The sequence below is a fragment of the Okeania sp. SIO3I5 genome (assembly GCF_010672085.1).
GTDB lineage: Bacteria > Cyanobacteriota > Cyanobacteriia > Cyanobacteriales > Microcoleaceae > Trichodesmium.
The window spans coordinates 1-15,623 of sequence record NZ_JAAHHT010000017.1 but is presented as its reverse complement, the minus strand read 5'-3'; the positions used below and the strand labels follow the sequence as shown (position 1 = coordinate 15,623).

At 39.0% G+C, this 15,623-nt stretch carries 14 protein-coding genes; 7 read left to right on the top strand and 7 right to left on the bottom strand.

The genetic code is table 11. The annotated features are described in order from the left end of the window. Positions 1 to 66: 66 nt before the first annotated feature. The 4 genes from alaS to F6K40_RS05815 all read right to left on the bottom strand — a co-directional run bounded on the left by alaS (position 67) and on the right by F6K40_RS05815 (position 3,855). Positions 67 to 2,691 (bottom strand): alanine--tRNA ligase, encoded by a 2,625-nt coding sequence (alaS, locus tag F6K40_RS05835; protein WP_293132680.1) that lies wholly within the window; start codon positions 2,689 to 2,691, stop codon positions 67 to 69. Positions 2,692 to 2,991: 300 nt separating this feature from the next. Further along, positions 2,992 to 3,246: a Uma2 family endonuclease gene (locus tag F6K40_RS05830; RefSeq protein WP_293132677.1), complete on the bottom strand. Its 255-nt coding sequence runs from the start codon at positions 3,244 to 3,246 to the stop codon at positions 2,992 to 2,994. Next, positions 3,221 to 3,409, bottom strand: a complete 189-nt coding sequence (locus F6K40_RS05825; protein ID WP_293132674.1) for a hypothetical protein — start codon at positions 3,407 to 3,409, stop codon at positions 3,221 to 3,223. The genes F6K40_RS05830 and F6K40_RS05825 overlap by 26 nt, the downstream gene beginning before the upstream one ends. 248 nt (positions 3,410 to 3,657) lie before the next feature. Continuing rightward, entirely contained in the window at positions 3,658 to 3,855 is a 198-nt protein-coding gene (locus F6K40_RS05815; RefSeq protein ID WP_365670313.1) for a Uma2 family endonuclease, read from the bottom strand. 171 nt (positions 3,856 to 4,026) lie between these two features. On the opposite strand from F6K40_RS05815, the gene F6K40_RS05810 reads away from it, so the two are divergent. The 5 genes from F6K40_RS05810 (at position 4,027) to F6K40_RS05790 (ending at position 8,442) form a co-directional block, all read left to right on the top strand. After that, complete coding sequence (locus tag F6K40_RS05810) at positions 4,027 to 4,272, top strand: DUF433 domain-containing protein (RefSeq protein ID WP_293132672.1); 246 nt, start codon at positions 4,027 to 4,029, stop codon at positions 4,270 to 4,272. A gap of 5 nt (positions 4,273 to 4,277) precedes the next feature. Next, the gene (locus F6K40_RS05805; RefSeq protein WP_293132669.1) at positions 4,278 to 4,625 is read left to right on the top strand and encodes a DUF5615 family PIN-like protein; all 348 of its coding nucleotides are present in this window, start codon (positions 4,278 to 4,280) and stop codon (positions 4,623 to 4,625) included. Positions 4,626 to 5,499: 874 nt separating this feature from the next. Beyond that, complete coding sequence (locus F6K40_RS05800; RefSeq protein WP_293132665.1) at positions 5,500 to 6,270, top strand: PEP-CTERM sorting domain-containing protein; 771 nt, start codon at positions 5,500 to 5,502, stop codon at positions 6,268 to 6,270. Positions 6,271 to 6,699: 429 nt separating this feature from the next. After that, a complete protein-coding gene (locus F6K40_RS05795; protein WP_293132662.1) occupies positions 6,700 to 7,623 on the top strand; it encodes a GNAT family N-acetyltransferase in 924 nt (307 codons plus the stop codon). 195 nt (positions 7,624 to 7,818) lie between these two features. Then, positions 7,819 to 8,442 (top strand): DUF938 domain-containing protein, encoded by a 624-nt coding sequence (locus tag F6K40_RS05790; protein WP_293132659.1) that lies wholly within the window; start codon positions 7,819 to 7,821, stop codon positions 8,440 to 8,442. A 284-nt stretch (positions 8,443 to 8,726) separates the two neighbouring features. Here the strand turns inward: F6K40_RS05790 and F6K40_RS05785 are convergent, their stop codons facing one another. The 3 genes from F6K40_RS05785 to F6K40_RS05775 all read right to left on the bottom strand — a co-directional run bounded on the left by F6K40_RS05785 (position 8,727) and on the right by F6K40_RS05775 (position 11,104). Further along, positions 8,727 to 10,238, bottom strand: a complete 1,512-nt coding sequence (locus F6K40_RS05785) for an ABC transporter ATP-binding protein (protein ID WP_293132656.1) — start codon at positions 10,236 to 10,238, stop codon at positions 8,727 to 8,729. A gap of 93 nt (positions 10,239 to 10,331) precedes the next feature. Beyond that, a complete protein-coding gene (locus F6K40_RS05780) occupies positions 10,332 to 10,478 on the bottom strand; it encodes an ATP-binding cassette domain-containing protein (RefSeq protein WP_293132653.1) in 147 nt (48 codons plus the stop codon). Positions 10,479 to 10,804: 326 nt separating this feature from the next. Then, on the bottom strand, positions 10,805 to 11,104 hold the full coding sequence (locus F6K40_RS05775) for a TRADD-N-associated membrane domain-containing protein (RefSeq protein ID WP_293132650.1): 300 nt from the start codon (positions 11,102 to 11,104) through the stop codon (positions 10,805 to 10,807). A 224-nt stretch (positions 11,105 to 11,328) separates the two neighbouring features. Between F6K40_RS05775 and F6K40_RS05770 the strand changes: the two genes are divergently transcribed. Beyond that, entirely contained in the window at positions 11,329 to 12,621 is a 1,293-nt protein-coding gene (locus tag F6K40_RS05770; protein ID WP_293132647.1) for an AAA-like domain-containing protein, read from the top strand. Positions 12,622 to 13,034: 413 nt separating this feature from the next. Continuing rightward, the coding region (locus F6K40_RS05765; RefSeq protein ID WP_293132644.1) for an AAA-like domain-containing protein at positions 13,035 to 15,623 on the top strand (2,589 nt) is incomplete at its 3' end.

Sequence of the window (15,623 nt, the reverse complement as noted above, 5' to 3'; positions counted from 1 at the left end):
TTATTCATATTACTACAAAACTTTAGGAAAAAAAAGGCGGGTTTTTTACCCACCTTCTAAACTTGACTACTTCAACCCTTCAACTAACAGCTCCTTCGCACTCTCCAACGCCTCTTTCAATTTACTCGGATCGCGACCCCCTGCTTGCGCCAAGTTCGGGCGTCCACCGCCTCCTCCTCCACACATTTTTGCTATCCCTCCAATAAATTTCCCTGCTTGCAAACCTTTACCATTCACAGATTTACTAAAAGCAGCAACTAAACTGACTTTCCCCTCAGTTCCGGAACCCAATACCACAGCACTCTCGCCCAACTTTTGTTGCAACCTCTCTGCTGCTGTCTTCAACGCCTCGGCATCAACTCCAGGCATTTCCGCTACCAATATCTGAAACTCACCCACAGTCTCAGCATTTCCCAACAACTGATCGGACTTCGCTACTGCTAACTCGCCTTTCAACGCTTCCAACTGTTTTTGCGACTCCTTCAACTCTTGCTGCAAGTTACTCACCCGCTCCGATAACTCCTCTGGTTTTGCCTTGAAGCGATCGCTCAATTCTTTCACCACAGTATCCCGGACGTTCAAATAATCTAAAACTGCCAAACCTGCCACCGCTTCTATACGGCGCACCCCAGAGGAAATACCAGCTTCGGAAATAATTTTAAACGCTCCTATTTCTGCCGTATTAGTTACATGAGTTCCCCCACATAATTCCATCGACACTCCGGGATAGTCAACTACCCGCACCACGTCAGCATATTTTTCCCCAAACATAGCAACTGCTCCTTTTGACTTTGCGACTTCCAATGGCATTTCTGCAATAGTCGCTGGATGTGCTTGAGCGATCCAACTATTCACCTGTGTTTCCACTTGCTGAACTTCCTCTGGTTTCAACCCTCGCGGACAATTAAAATCAAACCGCAAACGGTCAAAAGATACCATGGAACCCGCTTGAGAAATTGACGAATCTACCAGAGAACGCAACGCTGCTTGTAACAAATGAGTTGCCGTATGGTTTGCCTGCGCTCGACGGCGACAAGTACCATCTATTTCAGCATTCACAGTCATTCCTAACTCTAACGTTCCCTTTTCCACGGAACCGAAATGCACAAAAATATTATTCTGCTTTTGCACATCTTCTATCCGCACTACTACGTTATCTCCAGTCAGACAACCGCGATCGCCGATTTGACCTCCAGACTCGGCATAAAAAGGCGTTTTGTCAAGTACAATTTGCACTTGAGTACCCGTTTCCCCATACTCAACCTGTTCCCCATTTGCTACCAACGCCATCACCTGTGCAGGAGAAGTCAAATCTGTGTATCCTAAAAATTCCGTTTTGTCAACATCTAATTTGACTCCACCCTCGGCAGTCAAGTCAATAGTTTCGTGTGCTAACTGAGCGATAATTTTCGCCTGTTCCATTTCTGACTCAAACCCTTTCACATCGACAGTCAAACCATTTTCCTCAGCTATTTCCTGAGTCAACTCTAGGGGAAAACCATAAGTGTCATACAACTTAAAAGCATCTTCTCCAGAAATTTGTTTACTTTTCTGAGTTTCCGGTTTTGCCATAACTTCTGCCAACAATTTCTCACCCCGCTCCAATGTTTTCAGGAAGCGTGACTCCTCCCGTTCCAACTCAGCTTTAATAACAGTTTCCCGTTCCCGAAGATTTGGATAAACATCCTCAGAAAGAGCGATCGCTGTCTCAGCAATTTTTGAGGTGAATTCTCCAGAAATTCCAATTAAACGACCATGACGCACAACTCGCCGAATTAACCGTCGTAAAATATAACCCCTGCCAACATTGGATGCGGTGACACCATCAGCAATTAAATGACTGACTGCTCGCACATGATCGCCAATGACTTTCAGAGAAACCTTGGTTTTGTCGTCACCTTTTCCATAGTCGATACCAGCAATATCCGCAGCAGTTTTAATGATGGGAAAAATTAGGTCAGTTTCATAATTATTCGGCACTTTTTGTAATATTTGTGCCATCCTTTCCAACCCCATTCCGGTATCAATATTTCTGTTTTGCAGTGGAGTCAAATTTCCCTCTGCATCGCGGTTATATTGCATAAACACCAGGTTATAAAATTCAATAAACCTGCTGTCGTCTTCCAGGTCAATGTTATCATCCCCTAATTCTGGATGAAAATCATAATAAATTTCCGAACACGGACCGCACGGACCAGTCGGACCTGATGCCCAAAAATTATCCTCCTCATCCATCCGTTGAATGCGATGTGCTGGAATACCAATTTCGTCGCGCCAAATTGCAAACGCTTCATCATCTTCTCGGAACACGCTGACAACTAAACGCTCCGGTGGTAAACCGAATGTTTTTGTAGAAATTTCCCAAGCAAAAGCGATCGCTTCTGGTTTAAAATAGTCACCAAAACTGAAATTACCCAACATCTCAAAAAAAGTGTGATGTCTGGCAGTGCGACCAACATTTTCAATATCGTTAGTACGGATACATTTTTGGGAAGTAGTCGCGCGGGGATATTTCCGGGGTTCTTGTCCGAGAAATATCGGTTTAAAAGGTAACATTCCCGCAATAGTCAGTAATACCGTCGGGTCTTCGGGAACTAAAGATGCACTAGGCAAAATAGGGTGTTCCCGTTGTGCATAAAAGTCGAGAAACTTTTGGCGAATTTCGTTACCTGTGAGTTTTTTTGCAGACATGATCGATTATAATGTTAGGTTTTCTAATTTTACAGAACTTACGCAGGTCAACCCAGAAACCCGGTTTCTCCTAGATATTTATTGTCAAAAACAATGATTTATCCTAGAAACCGGGTTTCTTTGCGTAAGTCCTATTTTAGTTTACACTCTATTGAGGCAAAATTTTACCTATTGAAATTTTAGGTGTTGGATATTTGTGGGATGAATCAGTGTGGGGAGTGAAAGATTCATCCGTTAGTTCAGCAATGCCAATTTCTTTCTCTATTACTTCAATGGGGTTTTGAAAAGCGATATAGCTCTCTATTCTTCCTCTACTGCCTCCAAAACTACGTCCTCATAAAGCATCTCAATGGGAAAGCTCAAATCTACGGAAGTTAAAGTTACTTCATCACCTTCCCCATAATTATAAATTTCCCAAACACCATTGTCGTTAGGGCGAAAACACTCCACTATCATCTCTCGCGCATCAATGAAAACGTATTCTTTTAAAGTAGAAATGTCGCGATAATTTTTAAACTTTTTGCCCCTGTTAAAAGCTTCGGTTCCTGGAGACAAAACCTCCACGACTAAACAAGGATAATAAATAATTTTGGTAGTCCTGCATAGTAATGGCGAATATATATTTTGTAATTTCTGACCACACCTCCCACACCTCCCACACCTCCCACACCTCCCACACCTCCCACACTCCCCACACCTCCCACACTCTCTCTACCATTCCTCAGCACCACCACCATAATTTTAATAGCACGTCGGTCTCTTTCATCGCAAGTTACCATGACATCAGGATAATAAAAAGGTCCGTTTTCGGATACTCCCAGTTTGACATCTACCATTAATACTTTACCGAAAAATTTTGGTTTAAAGCTTCCCCTTGGATAGGGGATAAGAAATAAAAATTTTCCTTCGAGTCAATCCTATCCGTTTTCAAGGAGAGGTAATTATTCATTATTCATTATTCATTATTCATTGTTGAAACCCTTTACCCCGCAGATGAGGTTTTAAGGCCGCCGTCAAATTAACACTAATGTCATTATGAGGAATAGTTCCCCCAGTCATGGCAAAAACTTGACCGTTCATATATTCATATTTAATCGGTTGTTTTTCCTCCCAGTCAAGGTATTCTTGGGGAGTCATTGGAACTGGTTTGGGAATTGCTACCATTGTTTTTCTCCTGGTAATTGAGGTTTCGATTTGATTTTAACATATTGAGGAACAGAGTTCTATCGGTCTTGTTTTCTGGCAACATAGATAAAACGTCACCTTTTCTAGTAATTTTATAGATCGATCCTTGCTTATGCTACAATAATTGAATACAACTTTCTGTCGGGAAAAATGATGGAGAAATATCGACAACGTATAGTTTCAGACCCTAAAATAATGATGGGCAAACCAACGATAGCGGGAACTCGCATTACGGTGGAATTTATTCTGGAAAGTATGGCAGCAGGAGAGACTCCTGAAGAACTGTTGGATGAGCATCCCCGACTGAAGCGGGAGGACATTCAAGCAGCTTTAGCGTTTGCTGCTGAAGCATTAAAAGCTGATGTCATTTATCCTATTGTGGAGAATGTTTCGTAAATTTATTGGCAGACGAAAATATTAAGCAGGCAATAGTAGATCGCTTGCGACTAGATGGTCATGTGATTTGGTACATTGTAGAAATGGAACCAGGAGTTTCTGATGATGTAGTTCTAGATTTAGCTAACAAGGAAAGCGCGTTGTTGTTAACAGCAGATAAGGATTTTGGAGAGTTAGTGTTTCGTTTGGGTCGCGTTGCATCTGGTGTAATTTTGGTGAGATTTGCTGGATTACCTAATTCTAGTAAAGCAACTATTATTTCTGAGGCGATCGCCAGACATTCCGATGACTTGCCTGGTGCTTTCACGGTTATTACGCCAACAACAGTTCGCATTCGTTCGATAGGAGCTTAAAAGTAAAGTAGGCGAGCGCGCGGCGTCAGGTCGTTCTATCGCTCCTATTTTCTGGCAAATAGAACGAGCGATCGCTTGTTTGAAAAATCTCGAACTTTGATAGCAGATTCTACTTTGGTGAGGTACACCCGTCGCGCTCAAGATGCTCGCACTTGCATTCATTTAATTGTTAATCTCTGATAGCAGATTCTACTTTGGTGAGGTACACCCGTCGCGAGCAAGATGCTCGCACTTGCATTCATTTAATTGCTAATCTCTGTACTTTATACACTTGGAATATGCTGTAAATTTTGGCTTTTAACTTTTGACTTCCCTTAGAATTGTTACTCTTGAGTGTTAATTTCCGTTGATTCTTCCCCCTCAAATACTGGTGGCCAAATTTCCGATATAGGCAGTTCCCAATATTATTAATAGATAATTTTACTGAGGTTGAGCTGCTTAATTTTTGGTGAGTTGCGGGTTTAACTCCGAAAATTTCTGGTTAGTTGTCGGTTAATCTGCTACAATAGTTCTCATAGGTAACACTTAACAGCAGAGGTCCTAAATACTATTGGCCTTCTCAAGGGGATGTGTAAATTTTGCAAAAGATATTTGAGATTTCGTCTAAGAACGGAGGGCGCTTCCTTGGCAAACAAGTAGAGTTGAATTCCCAAAGTGGAAAACGCTAACTCCTCTAGATTCAGCGAGTCTAAAAGACATAACAAAATATTCTCAAACCCTTATGCTGCAATTTCCAAATCGCTATTCTTGAAGAAGTCTAAAGCGGAACCCAACAAGCCCAATTTAGGAACTCTAGTTTTGAAGTTGGACTTATCTATAGGTCTTTGATAGAGCAATTGCTCGAATCTTGAAGTATTAACAAATCCGTAAATCTATGAAAAAACTACTATCCTCCCTACTGTTAAGTGTCGCAGCTACATCTGCACTGACAACCTCTGCTCAAGCTGGAACTTTCTATGTGTCAACGAACAATGGTAAAGTTGGCGCCATCGATGACTCAACTGGGTTTTACACTCAGCTTGCATCAACTCCAACTTTCACTGATATTGCTCTCGATCCTATGGACGAACTCTGGGGTATTACATTCAGCCAACTATATTCGGTAAATTTAGCGGCGGGAACACATAACTATATTGGTAATTTAGGAGCAAGTCTTAATGCCCTAGGTTTTACGGATGATGGAGTCCTGTACGGAGCAGGCGGTTCTCGTTTCTACTCTATTGACACCAACTCTGGAGCAGCATCGCTGATATCTTCTATCTCAGGTTTCATAAGTAGTGGTGATATTGTATTTGATGCAGCTCGCAATCTGTTTTGGGCAACCTCTAGTGGTGATTCCCTCTGGACTATTACACAAGATGGTGCCGCTACAAAAGTTGGTAATATTGGTTATCGCGGAGTTTTTGGTCTTGCTTTTGGTGATGATGGAACGTTATTTGGCTATACTGCAAATAGAAAGCAACTTGCACTCAATCTAGAAACGGGTGCTGGAACTTTCGTCAGGAACATTTCCGGTTTGAATGCTAGTATCTGGGGAGCTGCCTCTGAACCAGATGCAACTGAAACGGTTCCAGAACCAGGAATGGTTGTAGGATTGTTATCCGTAGGCGCATTATTCGTAGGTTCCCGACTAAAGCGTAAGTAATCAAATTGTTTTAGAGCATTATTAAGAAACCGGGTTTTTGGGAAACAGATATCAGTATAGCGAGACATCTAACACAAACCCGGTTTCTATTTTTTCACACTCAAAGGTTCAGAAACTTCAGCATCCATTAACTCTTTATATTTCTCAAAAATTAACACTGCTTGTTCATCTTAGTCTACCAATTTTTCATAATAATTAGGGATAGAAAACCAAAGTACAATATAGAGACGAATCAAGATAATTTTCAGGTAGAAGTTCCCCAGTATTAGCAAGAAAACAAACTTTCATAATCTATGATTTCTCCTCAAAAAACTGGTTTCTTTGCGTACTAAAAATATTGTACAATATACATTGAGATTAAAATATTAGACTCGACAAAACTTATTATGTAAATTAAACTAGATAATTAGCAAGAAAAAAATAACTCAAATGGTAGAAGTACAAGTTAGATTAGCACGCACTGAGGATAGAGAAGCAGTTTTAGCTTTTTGTCAAAATACATGGGAAAATAAATCAGACTATATTCATCTAGTTTGGGATCAATGGTTTTCTGAACCCAAGGGTCGAATTTTTGTCGCTGTAGTTAATGAAGTACCGGTGGGGATAGGACGAGTATTTATGGTGTCAGACTCGGAAGCTTGGTGGGAAGGGTTGCGTGTCGATCGCGCTTACCGAGGTCAGGGTATAGCCAGAATTTTAAATTCACAAATAGAAGAGTTTTTACGGGAAAATAATATCAAAACTTCCCGTTGTATTGTTCGGTCTGAAGATCAAGTTATGTTAGGAATGATGGCTAGAAGAAATCGGAAGATTATCAGTTATTATATTCCTCACAGAAATACACCTATTTCTACAGTAGAATCTCTATCAGGTTTGATATTTACTCAACTTAATAATTCGGATTTTAATTCGGCTTGGGAGTTAGTAAATAGCTCTGAATTTTATGGTGAGAATAATTGTTTTTATATAGGTCGGGAAGTTAAATGGCAAAAGCTGAAAATAGAACTATTTAAAAATCTGATTGAGCGAGGTTTGGTGTGGGGAATTAAACAGAGCGATCGCTTAGTTAGTTTGGCAATACAAAGTGCATTGGATAGAGATAAAGAAGTTTTTTGGCTAGGTTATATCAGGGGTACTAAGGAAAGTTTACCAATTTTACTTTTAGAGTTACGTCATTTAGCTTTTCAGAAAAAATATTCAAGTATTGGTGGTTTTTTTCCTACTTGTGAGTTGCTGTTAAATTATTTAGAAAAGGGAGAATTTTGGAAAAGTTATACTGGAGTTTTTTCATTGTTTGAGTGGGATAATTTATCTATAGCAGGGAATAGGGAAAACTTAACTGGGAGCAGTTAGAAAAATATTTCCTAGTCTGAAATTTATCATCAGTAATTATCCTAAAAAAGAGAAGATATTTTGAGGTAAACTGATAACTGATAACTAATCAGGACTTACGCAAATTCTTAGACAATACGCTATCCGTAGAGGGCGAATGCCATTCGCTAGATATGGGGGTTCTGCGTAAGTCCTGACTAATAACTGATAACTGAAATGACCTCTTTTAATGATGCTCGACAATATGCTCCGGCAACCGAACGCAACCGGGAATTTATTTTGGAAGTCCTGGAGCGAGTTTTGCCAACAACGGGCAATATTTTAGAAATTGCCAGTGGTACGGGAGAACACGCTATTTTCTTTTCTCCCCATTTGCAACCGCGCCAGTGGTTTCCTTCTGAGCGTAACCCCATCTTGCGGGAGAGTATAGCAGCATGGCAAAAACATAGTCCGTCAAATAACCTGCATCCACCCCTTAATATTGATGTGCGGGAGTCAGTTTGGGCAGTGGAGAAAGAAAGTATTGAGATTGCAGCTATTGTCAATATTAATATGATTCATATCTCTCCGTGGTCTACTTGTCTGGGATTAATGGCAGGTGCGGGACGTTTGCTGCCGCAGAATGGCGTGCTATATTTGTATGGTCCCTACAAATTAGGAGAAGAACATACAGCACCGAGTAATATTGCATTTGATCAGTCTTTGCGATTTCAAAATCCTGAGTGGGGGGTGAGAAACCTAGAAGATGTGGTAGCGGCAGCAGAGAATGAGGGGTTAACGTTTGTGGAGAAAGTGGAAATGCCAGCAAATAATTTGTCTGTAGTTTTCCATAAAGACTAATACCGTTTCATGGAATTCAAAAGTCAAAAGTAGGTTGGGTTGAGGAACGAAACCCAACAGATATAGCAGTACATTTTTTGCTGAGGACAATCAATTAAATCAGGGAAAAAAGGAATCTCCTAAGACCTCTCCCCCTACCCTACCAGGGAAGGGGGTTGGGGGGTTAGGTTTTTTACAAACAATTTTAGTCTAAATGCTCTAATACAATAGACATCTCCAAAAATAAAAAATGAAATCAATTCAAGAATCAACAATTTCATTCCCTATTCCCTATTCCCTATTCCCTATTCCCTATTCCCTGACTTCTGCAAGAAGTCTAATGATTTTGCGCCGGATGTCATTAATAATCCTACCTGCTCGACTGTAGCAGTTCCCGCATCCAGAATATCCACAAACTGACCTTCATATATTATGGCAATGCGATCGCTCATTGCCATTATTTCTTCTAATTCTGTGGAAATATACAAAATAGCTGCCCCCTGTTGTTTTTGAGCAAGTAAAGTTTGTTGTACATATTCGGTGGCACCGATATCTAAACCACGGGTAGGTTGCATGGCGACAATTAATTTTGGTTCCCCAGAAAGTTCTCGCGCCAGAATAATTTTTTGTTGGTTTCCACCAGAAAGTTGACTTGCTTTTAACTGTGGATTACTGGCACGAATATCAAATTTTTCTATGGCGTTTTTTCCTTGATTATTTATTGCTCTAGACTGTAAAAAACCATAACGGCAAAAAGGCAAAAACTTAAACAATTTCAAAATCAAATTCCGAGCAATACTAAAATTAAGAATTAACCCCATTTTTTGGCGGTCTTCGGGAATATATCCTACTTTGAATTTATCTGTTAAATTATGGGCAAAATTTATCTCTCCTTTTTCAAGAGAACGCAAACCATTAATTGCATCAGCTAATTCTTTTTGACCGTTGCCATCTACTCCTGCAACTCCCAAAATTTCCCCACTATGAAGTTGAAAAGATAGACCGCGCACGGCAGATAAACCTCGGTCATTTTTGACTTCTATATTTTTGACTTCCAGAACAATATTACCTTTTTCAGCAGGGATTTTTTTGGGAATTAAATTTACTTCTCGCCCTACCATCATTTCGGCTAATTTTTGAGTATTAGTTGCTGCTGTTGCGATAGTATCTACAACTTTTCCCCGACGCAAAACTGTGACAGTATCACAGACATTAATTACTTCTTCTAGTTTATGACTAATAAAAATAATTGTATGATTATTTGCTGCTAATTGTCGCAAAATATTGAGCAAAGAATTGACTTCTACTGGAGTTAAAACTGCTGTTGGTTCATCTAAAATTAAAATTTTAGCTTGGCGATAAATTACTTTGAGAATTTCTACTCGTTGCTGAATACCTATTGGTAAATCTGCAATTTTGGTATTAGCTGGAATTTCTAAATTATAGGATTTTGCCATAGCGTTAATTTCTCTAGATTTTGCCGATAAGTTTAGATGAAAATTTCCACCAGTTCCCAAAATAATATTTTCTGTTGCTGTTAATTGTGGTACTAACATAAAGTGTTGATGAATCATGCCAATACCATAATTAATTGCTCTACTGGGAGAGGAAATTTTTATCGGTTTATCTTCTAGGTAAATTTGACCGGAATCTGGTTGATAAAGTCCTGATAATATATTCATTAAGGTGGTTTTTCCCGCGCCATTTTCTCCAAGAATTGCATGAAGAGAACCTGCTGAAATGGAGATATTAATATTATCGTTGGCGAGAAAGTTTCCGAAGCTTTTTGTGATATTTTCTAGACGTAAATATGGCATTTCAGTTATCAGTTATTAGTTACAACATATTTTGGGCAAATAATTTACAGGGTAAATGGTGAAAATTTTATAGTGCGGGCATCTTGCCCGCGATTAGACCTTTTTTAAGGTAGTTTTTCCCGCGCCATTTTCTCCAAGAATTGCATGGATAGAACCAGCAGCAATCGAAATATTAATATTATCGTTGGTGAGAAAGTTTCCGAAGCTTTTTTTGATGTTTTGTAGACGTAAATATGTCATTTAAATTAAGGGAATAGGGAGTAGAAAGGAATAAAAAAAACTGTACCTCAATAACTTGAGAAACGGTATCCCTGAATAGTGAATCTAAAAATAACTTTATTGGCAAAAATTCCAAGTTTGGTAAGGGTTTGGAGACCAAACCCCTACGATATTGAATTGTACCGATACTACTAGATTTGATCAGGATTTACGCAAATTCTTAGACAATACACTATCCGTAGAGGGCGAATGCCATTCGCCCCTACTAGATATGGGGGTTCTGCGTAAGTCCTGTTGATATTATTCTGAGACAAACCCGGTTTCTCTGCTTTTTTATTTTGTTGATTTTAATCTTCATCTTGGAATTCGGTGGCTATTTTATCGAGTCTTTCATTAGTATCTTTAGTCATTTTTAGTAATCCAACACTAACGATTTTTCCAGCAAGTCCACCTGTGGTTATAGATTTTCCTGAAGAAGTTTTTCCTGATAGTAAAAGTCCTACACCTGTTACACTAATAATTGCACTAATTATAGTTAAGCTTAGAGCAATATTAAAGCTTAATTTTGCTTGACGGAGGCGTTCTTTAATGACAAGTTGTTCCATTGTTTTAGGGGCAGAATTTTGATTATTATTAAATATAGTCATAGTTGAAAATCCTTTATTACTTTGTTGTCTCCTATATTGACATTTGATAATTAGACTAACAATGGGAAAATGTCAGGAAATAATTGACATATAAAATTCGGAAAACTGAAGCAGTTTCACAAAAATGTATGGGAAAGTATGGAAAAGTATGGATTTATCTTTTTTGGATGGTAAATAAATTTATATGATAAAATCGGTAATAAGTCTAGATTTCTAAACTATCCATGAACTCAGAAGTTGAATTTACTGATATAGCAGAAAAACTTGCAGATAAGTATGTCTTTGAAAAGACAGGAAAATACCTTAGTGATGTTGAAAAAAAAGTTCTTCAAGGTGCTTTGGAGGGTAAGACTTACGAAAAAATAGCACAAGAATGTGGTTATGCCACAAATACTTTAAATAGAGATTATGGCAAAAAATTATGGGATAAACTTTCAGAAGCATTAGGGGAAAGGGTATCTAAGACAAATTTTAGAGAGGCGTTGAAGCGGAAATGGGAGGAACAAGAATTATCAGAAATCAGTAGTTATTCTGAAGGAAAAAAAGAAATTTATATTGAGCGACAACCCATTGAATATATTTGCTATGAAACAATCTTACAACCAGGTGCTCTAATACCAATTAAAGCTCCTTCCAAAATGGGAAAAACTTTGCTTTTAAACAAAATTGTTAACTATACTAGGCAAAAAAAATATTACACTGTTAAATTAGATTTCCTAAAATTGCCAAAAGAAAAGTTTAAAGACCTGGATATATTTATGCAGTGTTTCTGTGCTTATATCCAAAAGGACTTGCCAGATAATTTACCGAGAATAACTGAAAATTGGAACGATGTAACAGGTAACACTATCAGCGCTACAAATTATTTAGAAGCAGTTATGGAAAATTTGGAAAATCCTCTACTTTTAGCACTAGATAATGTTGATAAATTGTTTGATTACCCAGATATTTATCAAGATTTTTTACCTCTATTACGGAGTTGGCATGAAGAGGCAAATACTATTTATGTTTGGGAAAAACTACGTTTAATTGTAGTTCATTCCACGGAAGATTATGGACGTTTAGATTTGAATAAATCTCCGTTTAATGTTGAGGCTTTGATAGAATTAAGAGATTTTAATCAAGAGGAAATTAAAAATTGGGCACAACAAGTTAGACTTAATTTAACTAACGATGAAATTAACTCTTTAATGGAAAAAGTAGGGGGTCATCCTGATTTAATTAAATTGGCATTTGATAAGTTGGTACGTCAAGAAGTTACCTTAACAAAATTGTTAGAGGATGCTGCTACTGATGCTGGAATTTATGAAAGACATTTGCGCCGACATTTGAATATACTAAATGGAAATTCAGAGCTAAAAGCTGCTTTTAAAGAAGTAGTTAATGCTAAAGAATCAGTGCAAATTGATTCTATTCAATCCCATAAATTATATAGTATGGGATTAATTACTAGAGAAGGAAACAAAGTAATGCCTCGGTATCTTTTGTATCGTATATATTTCCAGGAACATCTTTAATGAAGTTAGAACAGGACTTACGCAAAATACGAAATTATACACCACCTGTAGGGGCGAATGGCATTCGCCCTTACTATATATAGTGGTTCTGCGCAAGTCCTGTAGAAGTCAGAAGTCAGAAGTCAGAATTCGCCTTAAAAGGCGGGGTTTTAGACTCAAATATTTTGATAAAATTGACTTATTAATTAGTTTTTAATCACTTTAAAATTACCGAATAATTAATAATTAAATACAGGACTTACGCCGAACCGCCATATCTTGTAGGGGCGAATGGCATTCGCCCTCTATGGATAGCGTATTGTCTAAGAATTTGCGTAAGTCCTGATAATTAAATAATTCAGGTTGAAAGCCTCCCATTTTAAGGGGAAAAATAAGAAGAAGTAATTCTAAATTCTAAATTCTAAATTCTTGATATGTTGTCACCTACTAACTATTATAAAGTCGGTGGAAGTTTAAAATATACACACCCCACCTATGTCAAACGAGAAGGCGATCGCTTGCTAATTGATGCTTTAAGAAATAGGGATTTTTGTTATGTGCTGAACTCACGACAAATGGGTAAGTCTAGTTTACGGGTTCGGGCAATGAAACAGCTTGAAAAAGAAGGGCTAAAATGTGCGTCTATAGATGTTACAAAAATTGGCAGTTATGTCACTCAAGATGCTTGGTATGAAGGATTTGCTTCTGAGTTATTACGAGGATTTCGTTTGAGAGAAAAGGTCAAATTAAATGATTGGTGGCAGGAACATAGTGCTGCGAATCCGGTACAACGTTTGGGAGAATTAATTGAGGATGTATTGCTGGTAGAATTCTCCCAAACTCTAGTAATTTTTGTTGATGAAATTGACAGTATGATTAAGCTAGAATTTAAGGATGATTTTTTTGCTTTTATCCGTGCTTGTTATAATCAGCGTGTTGATAATCAAGATTACGAACGTCTGACATTTTGTCTGTTGGGAGTAGCTACAGTATCGGATTTAATTCAAGATAGAGAACGTACTCCTTTTAATATTGGTAAATCTATTGAATTAACGGGTTTTAGTTTCGATGAAGCGAAAGATGTTTTAATTCCTGGCTTAAAAAATAGGGTAGAAAATCCAGAAAAAGTATTAGCTGAAGTTTTAAAATGGACTGGTGGGCAACCTTTTTTAACTCAAAAGTTGTGTCAAATAATTGTTCAAAATAATGATGGTTGTAGTCCCGATGTAGCAGAGTTGGTTCGGACTTATATTATTAATAATTGGGAATCTCACGATAACCCAGAACATTTACGGACAATTCGCGATCGCCTCTTGGTAAATGAAAAACGATCGAGTCGGTTGTTGGGATTGTATCAGCAGGTTTTAATCCCCCTTCCGTCCCCCTTGGAAAGGGGGAGACTAGAAGAAATCCCCCTTCCGTCCCCCTTGGAAAGGGGGAGACTAGAGGAAGAAATTCCCCTTCCTTCCTCCTTGGAAAGTGGGAAATTAGAAGAAAAAAAGCCCCCCCTTTCAAAGGGGGGGTTGGGGGGGATAAAAGCCAACGACACTCCCGAACAAATGGAACTCCGCCTCACAGGTTTGGTTGTCAAACATCAAGGTCAGTTGCAGGTTATGAATTATATCTATCGAGAAGTGTTTAATCTCCAGTGGGTAGAACAGGAGTTAGCCAAGTTACGCCCCTACTCTGAGGCGTTTGCTGCTTGGCAAAAGTCGGGGTATCAAGATCAGTCGCGACTATTGCGGGGTGAAGCATTGACGGATGCTTTAGTATGGGCAAAGGATAAAAGTTTGAGTGTTCTCGACTATCGCTTCTTGACTGCTTCTCAGGAGTTGGAGAAACAGGAGATAGAACAAGAAAAGTTGGAAATGCAGATAAAATTGGATGCTGAGTCAAAGGTAAATCAAATATTAGATCGGGCAAAGCGGAAAGCAGAAAAGCAACTACAGATAAGTTTTGGAGTATTGGCGCTATCCTTGATGATAGCTGCTATTACTGGAGTGAGGTTTTGGCAAGTAAATCTTAAGGAGGCGGAAACAGAAGCAGTCGGTAAAAGTATTACTGCTAAATTATTGTCTGACTCTGGTAATGATTTTGAGGCGTTGCGACAAGCTTTAAGAGCAGTAAAACAACTGCCACACCCTAACGCGATCTTTCGGCCTAAAGCTGAAAGCAAAATCAAAATAACAAATCTTCTCTGGCAAGTTGTAGATGTAATAAGTGAAAAATTATACCGACAACTTAAACCTCTTGAGGCACATGAGAGTTCAGTCTATAGTGTAGTATTTAGTCCTGATAGTCAGATGATTGCAACTGCCAGTGGTGACAATACAGTCAAGTTGTGGAACCGTCAGGGTCAATTATTGCAGACTCTCACCGGCCATAAGAGTTGGGTCAATGGTGTAGCATTTAGTCCTGATAGTCAGATGATTGCAACTGCCAGTGGTGACAATACAGTCAAGTTGTGGAACCGTCAGGGTCAATTATTGCAGACTCTCACCGGCCATAAGAGTTGGGTCAATGGTGTAGCATTTAGTCCTGATAGTCAGATGATTGCAACTGCCAGTGGCGACAATACAGTCAAGTTGTGGAACCAACAGGGGAAGGAGTTGCAGACTCTCAAAGGCCATGAGGAGTCGGTCAATGGTGTAGCATTTAGTCCTGATGGTCAGATGATTGCAACTGCCAGTGGCGACAATACAGTCAAGTTGTGGAACCAACAGGGGAAGGAGTTGCAGACTCTCAAAGGCCATGAGAAGTCGGTCAATGGTGTAGCATTTAGTCCTGATGGTCAGATGATTGCAACTGCCAGTGGCGACAATACAGTCAAGTTGTGGAACCAACAGGGGAAGGAGTTGCAGACTCTCAAAGGCCATGAGGAGTCGGTCAATGGTGTAGCACTTAGTCCTGATGGTCAGATGATTGCAACTGCCAGTGGCGACAATACAGTCAAGTTGTGGAACCAACAGGGGAAGGAGTTGCAGACTCTCAAAGGCCATGAGGAGTCGGTCAATGGTGTAGCA